Here is a 16,771-nt window from a genome sequence, read left to right on the forward strand (position 1 = left end):
CCTAACTTTCTATTATTAAAATTAGTCAAAGTTAATGTATAAATTATGATAAATTTGTAAACTTAATGTTAACTTCTAAAGCGAAGACTGATTTTTGACCTGGCAAATTTTCTAAAACTTGCATGAGATTTGGCACGGTAAAGAGCGGTTTGGCTTGAAAAAAGGTCTAAATACAAGAAATCTCCCTTTTCGCCTCATTTATGGCTGAAAGGGACTTTTGAATGAGAAGGCCTGGTCTAGTAATCTTAGCCTTACCAAGGCCTTGGAATTTAATAAAGGATGTGAAGCAATGGACGAAAGAGATTTTCTCCTGACCTTTCAATCAATAATATGGGGTGTTTTAGCTAGCTTGCGGATCCACTCTACTGCTAGCCACTATGATGACTGCTACCAGCTAGGCTTAATCAAGCTCTTTGCAGCTTATGAGGACTTTCCCGGTGATTTTGAAAGCGAGGAGGGCCTCTACCAGTTTGGGGGCTATGCCTACCAAAAAATAAAATGGGCGGTTATTGATGAATGCCGTAAAATCAAGCGGTCGGCTGACCAAGAAACCGACCTCCCTATGCGGTATGAAGAGTTAAACCTTTTCCAGACGGATGGGATCGAAGTAGGTTGTTTGGCTCGGCTTGAGATGGCAGACTTCATTCAAAGTTTAACGGACCAGGAAAGGTGTTACCTGGCTCTTTACTTGGAATATGAGAATGTGACCAAGGTAGCCCAGGCAATGGGGCGGAGCCGGAAAACCGTCTACCAAATCAGGAAGCGTATTGCAGGCAAGTATTTGGCTTATGACCAAGTCATGTCGGACACAAACAGGGAGGTTAGGAAATGAAATCCATTATGATTGACCCCGGCCATGGGGGGAGCGATTCAGGTGCAGTGGGCTTTGGTCGCTTAGAAAAGGACTGGACCTTAGCCATCAGTTTATACCAGTACAAGCGTTTGGAGGAACTAGGGGCAAGGGTTGCCTTGAGCCGGGCAGGAGACGAAACTTTGCCTTCTTATAGCCGGGTAGCCCGGATTAAGGACCAATATGACTATTGTATTTCCAACCACTGGAATGCCTTTAACGGCCAGGCCAGAGGGGTGGAAACCATTCATTCTTACCGGGCCAATCCTCTTTTTGCCCAAAAGTTAGCTGACCAAATTGTCAAAGATAGTGGCCTACCTTTGCGCCGGGTTTTCTCCCGTAAGACCGCCAACCAAAAGAGTGACTATTACTTTATGCACCGGCTAACCGGGACCACCAAAACGGTTATCATTGAGTATGGTTTTATCGACCACAAACTGGATGCCAGTTTTTACGCTCAGGAAGATCATTTTTACCGGGTGGCTGAAGGGGTGGTCAAGGTGGTTTGCGCCCAAATTGGTATTTCTTATCAACCAGCAGGAGGTCGGGGAGTTTTGGCTGAGAAAGGCCAACAAGGACCAGCCAGGACTTCTTCTGGGCAAGCGGGACCGAGTTCAACTAAGTCTAGCCTGTCAAGGTTAGGTAAGATTTCCACAAGGCAAGCTGGGCCGGAATTAAAGAAGTCTGGTGCCCAAGCTAAAGAACTAGCAGGCAAGCGACTGAGAAGTATCCACCGGGGCCGGCTCCGCTTTTATAATAAGGCCAGTTGGAAGAACCAAGATGTCTTCGGTTACTTAACTTATGGCCAAGGCTTTCCTAGGGTTTTACAAAAAGTTCAAGTCGGCTTGGCCAGTCAATACCAGGTGGAAAATTCCAAGGGCCAGCGTTTTTATGTTACTGCCAGTCCTAAGTATGTTGAGTTGATCTAAGAGAGAAGTTCCGAGATAATCTAATGTAGCGAAAAGAAAGAGGATGCAAAGATGGCCTTTGCATCCTCTTTTGTATGGGTTTGGTGTTTCCTGTATGTTTTCCAAGATTCGAACCAAATTAGTCCTATTTTAGCTTTTGACTTGAATTAATTAGTCTAAGTTGGATCTAGTTTGTTGCGGTCCTAAGTTCGAAACAATTAAATTATCTCCACTTTTCCCAACTTAAAACAGGTCCAAATCCATTTGCATGGGGCCCAGACCATCAAATTCAAGGCCCAGGTATTTTTGCAGGGACTTGGCATTCTTGGCGGCATGGCCCCCTGAATTGTTATTAAAAACCACTAAAACGGAATCAGCTTGCTGGGCTAATTTCTGACTAGTTTGGCCAATTTCAGCAATCTCTTGGTCAGAATAGTTCCACAAGGTCCGGACATCCCGCCAGTACTCGTCTGACTCACCCGACCAGCCTTCATAATTCCTCCCATGCAGGCGGTAAATAGCAGACTGCTGGTTGGTAACTTGGGGAACAAAAGGCACACTATTAGACGATGTTTGTGGTTGGTCCACTACCACGTTTATAAAGTTTTGGTCAGTTAAGAATTCCAACGTTTTGTCAGCCATCCCCTCTTCAAACCAGGAAGGATGGCGGAATTCGATGGCAACCGGCAACTGGCCCATCTCTTGGCGGACAAAGCGGAGGTAGTTGACATTAGCCTTGCTGCAGTCGAAGTTGGGCGGGAATTGGAAGAGAAAACTATGAATTTTCCCCCGGGCTATCATAGGGTTAAAGGTCTCCTTGAAAGTTTTAAAGAGGTCTTCCAAGGAGTCAAAATCTTCCTTGTAATCAGCGTGCAAGGTCATAGCTTTGTAAGCCTTGGGGAAAAAACGAAAGCGGTCAGGCGTTTTTTCGATCCAGGACAGGATATTTTTCTCCGGTGGGATGGCATAAAAACTGGTATCCATCTCCACAGCCGGGAAGTGTTTGGCATAGTCTTCTAATTTTTGCTTTTGCGTTTCGGTCAACAAGTCGTGGTCGCTCCAACCGGTCAAAGCAATCTCAATCATCAAACCACCTCATTCAATAAAACATTCTACCACATTTGATCTTGAAGGACTGGGCCAAAAATTGTTAAAGCTTACACTTTTGCCTTTGAAAGCCCTAGAGAAAAAATGTTAAGGCTTATACTTTTTTTGAAAACCTTGGCGAAAAATGTTAAGGCTTACATTTATGTCTTTTGAAAGACCTAGCGAAAATTGTTTAGGAATATATTATTGCTTTTGAAAGACCTGGCGAGAATTGTTAAGGCTTACACTTTCAAAAAAGAACAGGTACAATGGGGTAAAAGGAGGAAGGATTATGAAAAAAATCGTGGTCGTTGGCAGTATTTCAACCGATTTTGTGGCCCAGACATCCCGTTTTCCTGAAGTTGGCGAAACGGTAGAAGGACAGGCCTTTTCAACTCACTTCGGGGGCAAGGGGGCCAACCAAGCCGTGGCAGCCGCCAAACTCTTCCCCCATGTCCAGATGATTGGGGCAGTCGGCGATGATCCTTTTGCCAAAAACTTAATCGCTAACTTGGAGAACCATCAAATTGACGCTAGACAGGTGATCCAAGTTTCCCAGCAAGGGTCTGGAGCGGCCCTCATTGTCTTGGCAAAGGGGGACAACCAAATCGTCTATACTCCTGGAGCTAATAATGCGGTCACAGCCGACCTGGTCGACCAGGCAAAAGAGGACATTTTATCCGCTAGCTTGGTCTTGGTCCAAAATGAAATCCCAAAAGAGTCAGTCCATTACTTGCTTGACCTGTGCCAGGACAAGCAAGTACCCGTTTTGTTGAACCCAGCTCCAGCCCGAGACCTTTCGGAAGACGATATTGACAAGATTGCTTATTTAACCCCTAACGAAAATGAATTTGACCACATTTTTAAGGGTCAAGACCAGGCTAAAGTTTTAGCCAAATACCCCAACAAGTTGATCATCACCTTGGGGTCCAATGGGGTTAAATTTCACAACGGCCAGGAAGTTATCCATGTCCCGTCCATCGAACCCTATCAAGTCAAAGACACTACCGGAGCTGGTGACACCTTTAATGGAGCCTTGGCAGTCGCTATGGTCCATGACCTCCCCCTCGACCAGGCTATCCACTTTGCTAACCTGGCCGCTTCCTTGTCAATTGAAAAAATCGGCGCCCAAACCGGGTCCCCAAATGTGGCGGAAGTCAAAGCAAGAGGTGGCATTGAAATAGATTGGTTGGCAGGCTAGGCTGGGAAATTTTGAGTTTGGCACAAATAAATCATCTTGACCCCAGATTTTTCTGGAGATAACAACTTGTAATGAGGACCGGGCTAGCAGGCTATAGTTTTTTCAAAGTTCGTCTGATCGGATGATGAGCCTGGCAATTTTTTTAAAAGCAAAAATAAAAAGGGCCCTTTTTTGCGTATATAATAGTAACGGTGAAAAAGAAGGTGAAATTTGGAAATGAGAACTATTGCCGAAAAACTGATGATGGACGGGAAGCTAAACTTTATTCGTCAGCCTAGCCAAGAACTCCAGGCAGAAGTGGTGAAAACTTTGCGAACAAAGGCCTTCACTTCCCATGCCCAGCGATTGGTCAAGGGCTTTGATGGCGAAAGGCAATTTGATGAGACCTATTCAACTTACGCCCAGGACTCCTGGGACTACCTAACGGATTTTCATTTTGAATTGGGAACCTTGACCCAGCTAGACGCTATTTTAATTACGCCCGGCCATATCCATGTTTACGAGATTAAAAATTATCCGGCATATTGCCAGGTCCAAAATGATATTTTTTCCTACAATGGCCAACCGCTTGCCAGCAATCCTTTCAACCAGGTAAGGGCCATTAAGTCTCGGTTTAACAGCCTGCTGTCTTTGATCAGCTACCAAGGCCAGGCATCTTACCACCTGGTCATGATTAATAAGGACTGCTATTTTAAGGACCGGGACCAATTTAGTGATGTCTTGATGCGCAACGAACTCAAGCTTCATTTCCAAAGCCTACAGCGAGCTCCTTATAAAAAGAACCCGCCAAACTTGCTGGAAAAAATTAAGCAGTTTGAAACCGACAACCCTTACCAGAAGAATTATGCTTTTGATTACCGAGACCTGCCCCCGGGGATCCTGTGCTACAAGTGCGGGTCTTTAGATACTTACCCGTCCTACAAGCAAATCAAGTGCCGAGACTGTGGTCATGCAAGCAGTAAAACTAAGGCCTTGCAGAACTTAATCGGCGAACTCTCTATCTTGGACCAGAACACCCCAATTCGGACCCATGATATCCATCAGTATAGTGGTGGGGTGTTGAGTCGGAAATATATTACGAAGAATACTAAAAATTATTTAAGTAGAAAACAGTTGTTCACTCAATATTATATCCCGTCAACCAAGTTGTTTAATTTTCCACCCTTATATAAAATATTTCACAAAATATATAACAATTTATAATTGAAGTTCATCCGTAATAGGATTGTGATGATAATTAGCGAGGATGTTAATTATTAATCTCTAGCTACGGATGAACTTTTTTATTCAATAATAACAATACTATACCGAAAGGCGACAATGGGGGGCCATTCGGTACTTTAAGAGTTGAAAGGCGACAATGGGCTAGCCATTCGGTACTTTCGGACTTGAAAAACGACAATGGACCAGCCATTCGGTACTTTCGGGCTTGAAAGGCGACAATGGGCTGGCCATTCGGTACTTTCGGGCTTGAAAGGCGACAATGGGCTAGCCATTCGGTACTTTCGGACTTGAAAGGCGACAATATGGGCTAGCCATAAGGACTTTAAAAGTTGTAAGCCGATTATCGACCAGAAAGAAACTCTTTTCCCAGCCCAAAGTAGGATATCAGCCTGCAAGAGGCTATCTTACATCTAAGCCTCGGCACGACTACAATTTAGCATTTTTATTTGCCGGCTGTTTTCGGTATAATGTAGGGTAGCGATTGTTGAAAGGAGGATTTGATGTTAGAAAAATTGAAAAACCATATCAAGTCAGAGTTTGATCTTGAATTCAAAGATGAAAGCTTATTGTTAGAGGCTTTTACCCATTCATCCTATGCGAATGATCACCATCAGGCCCGGCACAAAAACTTGGAACGGTTGGAGTTTCTAGGTGATGCGGTGGTGGAATTATGTACCTCGGCTTATTTATATGATAAGTTTCCGGAACTACCTGAAGGCCAGTTGACCCGGATTCGGGCAGCTTCTGTTCGGGCTGAAAGTTTGGCCCAACTGGCTCGGGAGTGCGACCTGCCTCAGTTTATCCTGCTCGGCAAGGGTGAGGAAATGATGCAGGGTCGGGAGCGACCAGCCCTTTTGTGTGACGTTTTCGAAGCTTTTACGGGGGCTATTTTCCAAGACCAGGGTTACGAACAGGCCCGCCAGTTCTTAAGCCAGGTGCTTTTCCCAAAAATTGACCATGATGATTTTTCTCATGGGATGGATTTCAAAACGGCTCTGCAAGAGTTGATGCAGGAAAACGGCGAAGTCAAGATTGATTACGATGTGGTGGATACCAAGGGGCCGGACCACAACCGGACTTTTTATGTGGAAGTGAAAATTGAAGGCGATTCTTATGGGGTCGGCCAAGGGAATTCTAAGAAAAGGGCCCAGCAGCAGGCTGCTAAAAAAGCCTTGGAGCAGTTGAGCCAAAAGCAGGCTAGTGACTAGACCTAGGTGACTGAACCGGAGGAAAAATGAGTATAAGCTTGACCAAGCTTATCTGTCCTTGTGATGGGTAAGCTTCTCTATGTTAGAGGGCTTGGTCAAGGAAAAAAACCAGTCCATTACCGAAAAGTTAAATCCAAGCAAAGCAAGTCATTATCAAGCACCATCAAAGGGGAAGTATCGTTTGCAGTTAAAAAGACTGAAAATCAAGGGGTTCAAGTCGTTTGCGGACCCAACTACAATTGAATTTGACCAGGGGGTGACAGCTGTTGTCGGTCCTAATGGGTCAGGCAAGTCCAATGTTATCGAAGCCATTCGCTGGGTGATGGGAGAGCAGTCGGCCAAAAGCCTTCGTGGTGGGCGGATGGACGACATTATTTTTTCGGGAACTGACCAACGCAAGCCTATGAATATTGCCCAGGTCACCCTAACTTTGGACAACTCCACTGGCTTCCTCCCCATTGACTACCAGGAAGTTAGCATTAGCAGGCGACTCAACCGCAATGGCCAGTCTGACTACCAGATTAACCAGCAAGACTGCCGGCTCAAAGATATTGTGGACCTCTTTTTGGACTCGGGCTTGGGTAAGGAATCTTTTTCCATTATTTCTCAAGGCGAAGTGGAGTCTATTTTTAAGGCCAAGCCGGAAGATCGGCGCGCTATCTTTGAAGAGGCAGCGGGAGTTTTTAAATACAAGGTTCAAAAAAAAGAAGCTGGACGTAAGTTAGAAGATACCCAGGGCAATCTTGACCGGGTGGAAGACATCTTGCATGAGTTAAAAAGCCAGGTCGATCCTTTGAAAGACCAGGCTGACCAAGCTCAGAAATACAAGGACCTCCAGGCCCAGCTCAAAAAAACTGATGTCGGCTTATCGGTCATGCAAATCAAGGCCTATGCCAAGGACCTGGACCAGGCCAAAAAAGACCAGCAGATCCTCAAGCAAAAAATCCAAAGTCTCAGTCAGTCCCTTGAAGAAGACCGCCAGACCCAAGACCAGTTAAAGGGTGACCAAGACCAGCTGAGCCAGAAACGTGACCAGGTTTACAATGAAATTGTCGGTTTAATCCAAGCTATTGAAGGTAAAGAAAGTGACCTGGCCCTTCAAGCAGAAAGGGCTAAGCACAAGCAAGATTATGTCCAGGAAAAAACCAAATCGATTGAGGCCAACCAGGCTGACCTGGAGGAAGTCAAGCGGAAGTTGGAAGCAAAAGACCAGGACCGGGTGCAAGTAGAAGAGTCAATCGACCAGCTGACCCAGGACCTTAAGGCCAAGCGAGACCGGTTGGCACTTTTACAAGAAGATAGCGATGACCGCTTGGAAGACTTACGGGCCGACTACATCGACCTCATGCAGTCCAAGGCCTCCCTCAACAATGAAGACCAGTCCTTAAAGCAAGACTTGACCAAGTTTGGCATGCAAAATGCCCGTCAGGAAAAGACCCAAGCTGACCTTCAGGCCAAGTTGGAATCGAGCCAGGCTGACTTAAACGAAAAAGAAAAAGAGCTAGACCAGGTCAGTCAAGAACTAAATGATCTACTAGACCGATTCCAGCAAATCGACTCAGACTGCAAGCAATTCAAGGACCGCTATCAAGGAGCAGAAGACCGGCTCCGTCACTTAAAACAGGATTATGACCGGGCCAAGGCTCAATACACTAGTTTAGCCCAGATGCAAAAATCCTACTCCGGCTATTACAGTGGGGTCAAAAAAGTTATGCAAAACCAAGGAAGGCTTCAGGGCATTATCGGGACAGTGGCAGACTTAATTACCATCCCTAACCAATACCTCACAGCCATTGACACCAGCCTGGGGTCTTCCAGCCAGTTTATCGTGGTGGAAGATGAGGCATCTGGTCGGGCAGCCATTGACTACCTCAAACAAAACAAGGCTGGCCGGGCCACCTTCTTGCCTCTCACCACCATTAAGGGGCGGCAAGTCCAAGCCAAGCTCCTGCAAGAGGCCCAAACCCAGCCCGGCTATATTGGCTTGGCATCGGACCTGGTGACCTATGACCAGAAGCTGACCCAAATTGTCCATAACCTACTGGGGACCACCCTCCTGGCCCAGGACTTAAAATCTGCCAACCAGATTGCCAAGGCCATCCACTACCGCCACCGGGTGGTTAGTTTGGACGGGAACATGATGAACGCTGGCGGGTCGATGACTGGGGGAGGAAACCGGTCCCAGCAGTCCCCAATTTTTAGCCAAAAAGACCAAATGGACCACTTGCAAGGCAAGCTAAAATCCCTTCAACCCAAGATTCACGACCAGGAAAAACAACTCCAGGACTTGAAAGCTCAAAATGACCGCAGTCAAGATGACCTAGAAGAGATCCGGTCACAAGGGGAAGCCAAGCGCTACCGGGAAAACAATTTGAAAAATGCGATTGCCCACCTGACTGACTCCATCAAGTCCCTCCAAGACCAGGTCAAGGCCGGTCAATTTGACCAGGAGGAAAGGGACCGGGAAGCCCAAGAAGCCAAGGACCGTTTGCAAGCCATTAGTCAGGAGAAGGAGCAAGTTTTAGCCCAGTTGGAGGCCATCAACCAGGAAATGGAGGACTTAAACACTGCCAAGGCAGACTCCAGCAAGCAAGAAGACCAAATCCTTGCTGAAATCGACCGTTTGTCTAACGACCTAGGACAAAAACGGGAAAACCTAGCTTCCATCAAGGCCAACTTAGAAGGGCTGAAAGACCAAGAAGACCGCTTCCTAACAGTGATTGACGACCTAAAAGCAGATATCAAGTCCTTTCAGGAAGAAGAAGTCTCCCAAGCCTCTAGGGAAAGCTTGGCAGCGGAATTGAAAGACTTAAAGGCCGACCACCAGGCTAAAAAAGACCAGGAAGCCCAGCTAAAAGAAAGGGAGGCTGACCTGGCAGACCAGGTTCAAAACTTAGCTGACCAAATCAAGGACCAGCAAGACCAAATCCAGGACTTGACCCAGGCCAAGAATAAAAATGAAGTTAGCCAGTCCAGACTTGAAGTTAACCTGGACCACCAGCTCAACTACCTGGTTGAAGAGTATGGGGTGAGTTTTGAAGAAGCTAGCCAAAAACCAGACCTAGATATGGATGCTGGCCAAGCCAAAGACCAGGTCAAGTCCTTGAAAACTGCCATCAGCAACTTAGGCCCGGTCAACCTCAACGCTATTGAAGAATACCAGCAGGTGGCCCAGCGTTATGACTTCCTTGCCCAGCAACAAGCCGACCTCATAGAGGCCAAAAGCGAACTCCACCAGACCATGAAAGAGATGGACCAGGAAGTGAAAAGCCGGTTTAAGGCCATGTTCGACCAAATTAAGGACCGCTTTGCCCAAGTCTTCCCCCAGCTTTTCGGTGGGGGCCGGGCTGAACTCCGCTTGACGGACCCGGACGACCTTTTAAACACCGGGGTAGACATTATCGCCCAGCCTCCAGGCAAGAGCCTGTCCTCCCTTAGCCTCCTGTCTGGTGGAGAGAGGGCATTGACAGCTATTTCTCTACTTTTTGCCATTATCCAGGTTAGCCCTGTCCCATTTTGTATTTTGGACGAAGCAGAAGCTGCCCTGGACGAGTCTAATGTGAACCGCTTTGGTCGTTACCTCCAGGAATTTGAAACGGACACCCAATTTATTGTGATCACCCACCGGCGGGGGACCATGGAGGAGGCGGACCGCTTATATGGGATCACCATGCAGGAAAAAGGAGTTTCCAAACTGATCTCTGTCCGCCTTTCTGATGTAGACCAAGATGGTGACTGGGAAGAAGCAAGGTAGCCGGAAGCGTCAAGATAGAAGGAAGAGTCGAGAAAGCTCCAGGAGTCAAGCTATCAGGAAGATTGAGATAGCTGCAGGATCAACCCATCTGGAAAAGTCAGGATACTTAAAATCAAGATTGCTAGAGGAGGCAGCCATGAAAGTAAAGCCAGATATTCGCTTAATTGCCATCGATTTAGACGGGACCCTCTTAGACCAGGACCGGAAGATTTCCCAGGAAAACAAGGCGGCCATTGCCGCAGCTAAAGACCAGGGAGTCCTACCGGTTTTAACAACCGGCCGGCCTTATCCAGGTATGGTTGGCTACTTAGAAGAGTGCCAGTTAATGGAAGAGGGGGACTACTGCATCACTTATAACGGGGCCATGGTCCAGAAAACAGCTAGCCAGGAAATTCTCAGAAAACATACCTTTACTAAGGAAGAAATCCAGTCCATTGCTGACCTTTTAGCTGACTTGGACCTGCCAATGAGTGCGATCGGGATGGATACCATCTATGAAAGCAACCCGCCTCAAGGCAAGCCTAGTTATTACCGGGATATGCAACCCCTCCTACCAGTAGTCGAAAATGTTGCGGTTAAGGACTTAGAAGATATCGCTAAAATTGTCAGTGCTAGACCCCAGGCAGAAATTGAACGGGCCTTGGCTCAGATACCTCAAGCCTACCAGGACCACTTTACCATTGTCAGAAGCCGGCCCAACCTGGTTGAGATCTTAGCTAAAGGAGTGGACAAGGCGAGTGGGTTGAATATGCTGGCCCAGGAACTCCAGATAAAACCCAGCCAGATGCTGGCGATTGGAGACATGGGCAACGATGCTTCCATGCTGACCTATGCCGGAATTGGGGTGGCCATGGGGAATGCACCGGAAGCCATTCAAGAGATTAGTGACTACGTGACTAAGTCTAACCAAGACCACGGGGTAGCCCATGCCATCCAAAAATTTGTGTTAAAATGAAAGCAAGCTTAACCAGGCACTGACTGGGGAGGAGAGATTTCATGGGATTATTTGATAAAATTAAAAAAGTATTTACCGGAGAGTCAAAGGAAAAAGACCAGGAAAAGCAGGGTGAGGAAGCTGGTGGACAGGCCAGTCAGACCCAAAAGACAAACCAAGGTCAAAAAGTTAGTGCCAGTCCAAGTTCAGACCAAGGGCAGGCGGAATCCACTGACCAAGACCTGGATAGTTCTAGCCTGCAGCCAAGCCAGGAAAAACACCAGGCTGATATAGCGGGCCAGCCTAGTCAAAAACAAGTCAAAAAAGCAGGTCAAGGTCAAGCTGACCAAACTCAATCAAGTCAAGCTAAGCCAAGCCAGGATAGAGACCAAACAGCCGGCGACCAAGCTAGCCAGACCGGTGCTGGCCAGGAGAGTCAGACGAGCCAAGCCCAAACTACCAGCGACCAAGCCCAATCTAACAAGCCCAATCCAGACCAGGGTCAAGCCCAGGCAAGTGACAGACAGGACCGAACCAGTCAGCCCGACCAAGGACAGGCAGACCCAGAGGCCAGTCAGCCAAGCCGTCGTGACCCGGAAGAAGTGGCCCGACTGGAAGCCCAAAAATACACGGAAGGCTTGTCCAAGTCACGCCGATCCTTTACCAGACGGCTGAACGAGCTTTTTGCCAACTTCCGCTATGAAGACGAAGAATTCTTTGAAGAATTGGAAGACCTCCTGATTGAATCAGACGTGGGATTTGAAGCCACCATGTTTATCTCAGAAGTTATGCGGCATGAAGCCAAGGTAGAGAACATTCGGACCATGAAGGATGCCGAACGGGTCTTGGTCAAAACCATGGTGGACCTTTATGGGGATACCAACCCTGACTATATTGAGTTTAACGACAATCCCGATGGCCTGACCGTGATCTTATTTGTCGGGGTCAACGGGGTTGGCAAGACCACGACCATTGCCAAGATGGCCCACCAGTACCAAGAACAAGGCAAAAAAGTTATTTTGGCTGCTGGAGACACCTTCCGGGCTGGGGCCATTGAACAGCTCCATGTCTGGGGAGACCGGATTGGCGCCCCAGTCGTCTCCACCCAAAAAGGGGGCGACCCGGCTGCTGTTGTTTACGATGGGATTGCCCAGGCCAAAGACCAGGGAGCAGATGTTCTCTTAATTGATACGGCGGGACGGTTGCAAAACAAAAAAAACCTGATGAACGAACTAGAGAAGATGAAACGGGTCATCTCCAGAGAAATCCCGGATGCCCCACATGAAACCCTCCTAGTCCTAGACGCTACTACCGGTCAAAATGCCCTGAGCCAGGCCAAGATCTTTAAGGAAACCACTGATGTGACAGGGATTGTCTTAACCAAGATGGACGGGACAGCCAAGGGTGGGATTGTCCTAGCCATTGGGAAAGAGTTAGGCATTCCGGTTAAATTTGTCGGTTTAGGAGAGACCATGGACGACCTCCACGCTTTTGATACCGAAAAATTCGCCATCGGTCTCTTTAGAGACTTAATTGAGCAGACGGCTTAAAGTGGGTCAAACAAAGCAAGGAGGCTAAGTATGCCCATCGAAGATAGGATTGAAATCAACAGCTTGTTTGACTTCTATGGCCCCTTACTGACCGAAAAACAGCAAGACTATCTCAGGCTCTACTACCAACAAGACTATTCCCTGGGGGAGATTGCGGATGACTTAGCGGTCAGCCGGCAAGCTGTCTATGATAACATCAAACGGTCAGAGAAAATCTTGAAAGACTATGAGCAGACCTTACACCTGGTAGCTGACTTCCAAGCAAGAGAGCAAGAACTTGACAAGCTAGCCAGCTACGTCAAAGAGCACTACGGACAGGACCAGCAATTACAAGAATTTATTGACAAGATCAGTTTAGAGAGGTGACAGATAAATGGCCTTTGAAGGTTTAAGTGGCCGATTACAAGATGCCTTTTCCGGCTTGAGAAAAAAAGGAAAAATTACCGAATCAGACGTAAAAGATGCCATGCGGGAGGTCCGGTTAGCCCTACTGGAAGCCGACGTTAACTATAAGGTTGTCCGGGAATTCGTTAAGACCGTCCGCGAAAAAGCCATTGGGGAAGAAGTACTGGATAACGTAGATGGCGGCCAAATGGTTGTTAAAATTGTCAACGACGAATTGACCGACCTGATGGGTGGCGACCGCCAAGATATCATAACCAATGACCAAGGCATTACCGTCTACATGATGACCGGTCTCCAAGGGGCTGGGAAAACCACCACAGCTGGGAAGTTAGCCAACTATCTCCGCAAGCACAAGAACATGAAGCCCATGATGGTGGCCGGGGACGTTTACCGACCGGCGGCTATTGACCAATTGGAGACCATTGGGAAAGAATTGAATATCCCGGTCTTCAGCATGGGAGACCAGGTGTCACCCGTTGAAATTGCCGAACAAGGGATCCAAGCAGCCAAAGACCAAAACCGTAATGTGGTTATCATTGATACAGCCGGGCGTTTGCACGTTGACCAGGCCTTAATGGATGAATTGGCCAATATCAAGTCGGCTGTCGACCCAGAAGAAATCTTCCTGGTAGTGGATGCCATGACCGGGCAGGATGCTGTCAATGTGGCTGATGCCTTTAACGACCAACTGGACATCTCCAGTGTTATCCTCACCAAGCTAGATGGGGATACCCGGGGTGGGGCTGCCCTGTCCATCAGTAAGATTACCAACAAGCCCATTAAATTTACCGGTACCGGTGAAAAACTAGATGCCCTAGACCCCTTCTACCCTGACCGGATGGCCAATCGAATCTTAGGGATGGGGGACATCCTGACCCTGGTCGAAAAAGCCCAGCAGGATATGGACGAAAAAAGGGCCAGAGAACTGGCCGACAAGATGGCTGATCAAACCTATGACTTTAACGACTTCATTGAGCAGATGGACCAGATGCGGAACATGGGACCCATGGAAGACATCATTAAAATGATTCCGGGCATGAACCAGTTGCCAGGCTTGGATGACTTCCAGGTGGATGACAAGGACTTGGACCGAATGAAGGCCATTGTCCAGTCCATGACCATGGAAGAAAGACGGAACCCAGACATGCTATCGCAAAACAGACGGCGCCGGATTGCAGCAGGCTCTGGTCGCCCCCTAGCCGACGTCCACAAGCTCATCAAGCAATTTAAGCAATCTCGTGAACTCATGGGTAAAATGTCTAAAGGTAAAATGCCTAAAGGACTGGACAAGCTCATGGGCGGGTCCGGTGGCAAAAAAGGTGGCATGCTCAAGCGGATGGCCAGTAAAATCCCTGGCATGGGCGGTGGTCAAATGCCCGACATGTCCCAACTAGAAGAAATGGCCGGTCAGCAAGGCAGTCAAAAACCGAAACGGAAAAAGAAAAAGAAAGTCCGGAGAAAAAGATAGTATATAGAAGAAAGACAATTGCTAGCTGAAAAAGTTGGCAATTGTCTTTCTCATTTCCACAAGTAAATTAGTAGAATATAAACTGATTAAGAGGTTTAAAATTATGATTGTTTTAAAAATAAAAGTCAACAAAATAGGATAAAATAACTTCATGAATGTTATTAAATGCTGTTGTTTTATTTTTATAAAATACACCGTATCACTTGCTTTGACACGGTCATTATATTATTATGGGAACTAGTTACATAGCAGTAGTATGCTTGTAATGAAAGGCTTAATCGAATGTTTACACCGTAACAACTTTGTAACAAAAGTTGCACAAATGTAAACAGGTCATTAAGCATGGATATTGCCGTGTACTAATCAAATTTATAAAGGAGATTTTAGTATGGTAGGAAAAAATAATTACAAAACCCGTGCTGAAAAAGCTGCCAACAAAAAACACCGCTTTACGCTTAAAAAATTAAGTGTTGGTGTTGCATCTGTTGCAGTTGGGGCAACCTTATTCTTAGGTAATGGCCAAGCCGTTTCAGCTGAAGAGCAACCTGATGAAACTGAGGCACTCGACCAAGGTGACGAAACCGAATCACCGGATGAAGCTGAAGACTCAGAAGAAGCTGACCTAGAAGCTGCTAAAGAATCCGCAAAAGCTGAATTACAAGCAGCTGGGGCAACCAGTCCAAAATTGGCAGAATACATTGACTTCGCTGACACAGTCGAAGAAGTGGAACGCCTTAAAAATGACTTTCTTGACGTTCGCCGCCAACAATTAGAGCAAGACCAAGCAGCAGAAGAGCAACCTGATGAAACTGAGACTCCAGACCAAGGTGATGAAACTGAAGCACCGGATGAAGCTGAAGACTCAGAAGAAGCTGATCTAGAAGCTGCTAAAGAAACCGCCAAAGCTGAATTACAAGCAGCTGGAGCAACCAGTCCAAAATTGGCAGAATACATTGACTTCGCTGACTCAGTCGAAGAAGTGGAACGCCTTAAAAATGACTTCTTAGACGTTCGCCGTCAACAAGTTGAACAAGACCAAGAAGTTGAAGGCGAAGCGCCCGAAGATGAAGGTCAAACGCCTAGTGAACCTGGTCAAGAAAAACCAGAGGACGGTTCAGAAGATGAAGAAGCTCAAGCTCTTCAAGCCGCAAAAGAATCAGCAAAAGCTGAATTGCAAGCAGCTGGAGCAACCAGTCCAAAACTAGCGGAATACATTGACTCTGCTGACTCAGTAGAAGAAGTGGACCGACTTAAAAATGACTTCTTAGAAGTTCGCCGTCAACAAGTTGAACAAAATCAAGCTGCAGACGAAGACGTCGACAACGGTAGCGACGATACTGAAAAGCCTGGGGAAGATGACGAAGGTGAAACTGCTGAAGAAGTAGTTTACACCCTATACTATTATACTCAAAACACTAAAGGGAAAAACGGTGCCACTACCGTAAAAGCTACAAGTGTAGAAGAAGCATTGGAATACTTCCAAAACTTCGCTAGTGAAAATGGCCTAGGTGACCTAGACTGGTTTTACAACGAAGAAAGCAAGTCTTTCACTGCTAGAGAAAAAGTAGAAGCTGATGACGATTCTGACACTGAAGCACCTGACGAATCAGATACTCCAACTGACCCTGATGATTCTTCAGACCAAGATGGAGACGATGATTCAACAGATACTGACGATCCAGATGATACTGATGAAGTAGGGAGCCAAGAATCTGTTTACACATTAGTTTACCTAACTCCAAACACTAATGGTAAAAACGGTGCAACTACTGTAAAAGCATCAAGTGCTGAACAAGCTGAAAAATACTTTAAAAACTTTGTAAATGAAAATGGCTTAGGTGACCTTGAATGGTCTTACGATGAAGACACAAAAACCTTCACTGCAATAGAAAAATCAAATGACACGCCTGATACAGATGAAGACCTAGTTGAAGAAAACAACGAAACTGGCTTCTCAACTAAAGAGGCAGCGGAAGCAGCGGCAGAAGAAGCTTTAGAAACTGATAAAGTTAACAACTCATACTCTGTAGCACAAGGTGCGGATGGCCGTTGGTACTACGTATTATCACCAAATCTGCCAGAAGAATCCGGTGACGATACACAAGAACCTGATGACGACGTTGAAGAAAACAACGAAACTGGCTTCTCAACTAAAGAGGCAGCGGAAGCAGCGGCAGAAGAAG

At 46.7% G+C, this 16,771-nt stretch carries 12 protein-coding genes; 11 read left to right on the forward strand and 1 reads right to left on the reverse strand.

Going from position 1 to position 16,771, the window contains the following annotated elements:
• The first annotated feature begins 289 nt into the window (after window positions 1-289).
• A complete protein-coding gene (locus HMPREF9698_RS08560; protein WP_003778978.1) occupies window positions 290-832 on the forward strand; it encodes a sigma-70 family RNA polymerase sigma factor in 543 nt (180 codons plus the stop codon).
• Window positions 829-1,779 (forward strand): N-acetylmuramoyl-L-alanine amidase family protein, encoded by a 951-nt coding sequence (locus HMPREF9698_RS09020; RefSeq protein WP_003778980.1) that lies wholly within the window; start codon window positions 829-831, stop codon window positions 1,777-1,779. Before HMPREF9698_RS08560 ends, HMPREF9698_RS09020 begins: the two co-directional genes overlap by 4 nt.
• Before the next feature lie 222 nt (window positions 1,780-2,001).
• Here HMPREF9698_RS09020 and HMPREF9698_RS07595 read toward each other — a convergent pair whose 3' ends face one another.
• Entirely contained in the window at window positions 2,002-2,844 is an 843-nt protein-coding gene (locus tag HMPREF9698_RS07595; protein WP_003778982.1) for a DUF72 domain-containing protein, read from the reverse strand.
• A gap of 292 nt (window positions 2,845-3,136) precedes the next feature.
• Here HMPREF9698_RS07595 and HMPREF9698_RS07600 point away from each other — a divergent pair, with 292 nt between their 5' ends.
• From HMPREF9698_RS07600 to HMPREF9698_RS07640, 9 genes are all read left to right on the forward strand, one after another.
• The gene (locus tag HMPREF9698_RS07600; protein WP_003778984.1) at window positions 3,137-4,045 is read left to right on the forward strand and encodes a ribokinase; all 909 of its coding nucleotides are present in this window, start codon (window positions 3,137-3,139) and stop codon (window positions 4,043-4,045) included.
• Between the two features lie 216 nt (window positions 4,046-4,261).
• Window positions 4,262-5,248, forward strand: a complete 987-nt coding sequence (locus tag HMPREF9698_RS07605; protein WP_003778986.1) for a nuclease-related domain-containing protein — start codon at window positions 4,262-4,264, stop codon at window positions 5,246-5,248.
• Between the two features lie 521 nt (window positions 5,249-5,769).
• Window positions 5,770-6,477 (forward strand): ribonuclease III, encoded by a 708-nt coding sequence (gene rnc, locus HMPREF9698_RS07610; protein WP_003778988.1) that lies wholly within the window; start codon window positions 5,770-5,772, stop codon window positions 6,475-6,477.
• Between the two features lie 181 nt (window positions 6,478-6,658).
• Window positions 6,659-10,231 carry a chromosome segregation protein SMC gene (gene smc / locus HMPREF9698_RS07615; RefSeq protein ID WP_040292833.1) on the forward strand — a complete coding sequence of 1,191 codons (3,573 nt, stop codon included), beginning with the start codon at window positions 6,659-6,661 and terminating at the stop codon, window positions 10,229-10,231.
• A 136-nt stretch (window positions 10,232-10,367) separates the two neighbouring features.
• Window positions 10,368-11,186 (forward strand): Cof-type HAD-IIB family hydrolase, encoded by an 819-nt coding sequence (locus HMPREF9698_RS07620; protein WP_003778992.1) that lies wholly within the window; start codon window positions 10,368-10,370, stop codon window positions 11,184-11,186.
• Window positions 11,187-11,227: 41 nt separating this feature from the next.
• The gene (ftsY, locus tag HMPREF9698_RS09170) at window positions 11,228-12,715 is read left to right on the forward strand and encodes a signal recognition particle-docking protein FtsY (RefSeq protein WP_003778994.1); all 1,488 of its coding nucleotides are present in this window, start codon (window positions 11,228-11,230) and stop codon (window positions 12,713-12,715) included.
• Window positions 12,716-12,745: 30 nt separating this feature from the next.
• Window positions 12,746-13,081 (forward strand): putative DNA-binding protein, encoded by a 336-nt coding sequence (locus tag HMPREF9698_RS07630; protein WP_003778996.1) that lies wholly within the window; start codon window positions 12,746-12,748, stop codon window positions 13,079-13,081.
• 7 nt (window positions 13,082-13,088) lie between these two features.
• The gene (gene ffh / locus HMPREF9698_RS07635) at window positions 13,089-14,588 is read left to right on the forward strand and encodes a signal recognition particle protein (RefSeq protein ID WP_003778997.1); all 1,500 of its coding nucleotides are present in this window, start codon (window positions 13,089-13,091) and stop codon (window positions 14,586-14,588) included.
• A 388-nt stretch (window positions 14,589-14,976) separates the two neighbouring features.
• On the forward strand, window positions 14,977-16,771 hold a 1,795-nt coding region (locus tag HMPREF9698_RS07640; protein ID WP_003778998.1), incomplete at its 3' end, for an albumin-binding GA domain-containing protein.

Origin of the sequence: Alloiococcus otitis ATCC 51267 (genome assembly GCF_000315445.1) — a bacterium.
In the GTDB taxonomy this organism is placed as follows: Bacteria; Bacillota; Bacilli; order Lactobacillales; family Carnobacteriaceae_A; genus Alloiococcus; species Alloiococcus otitis.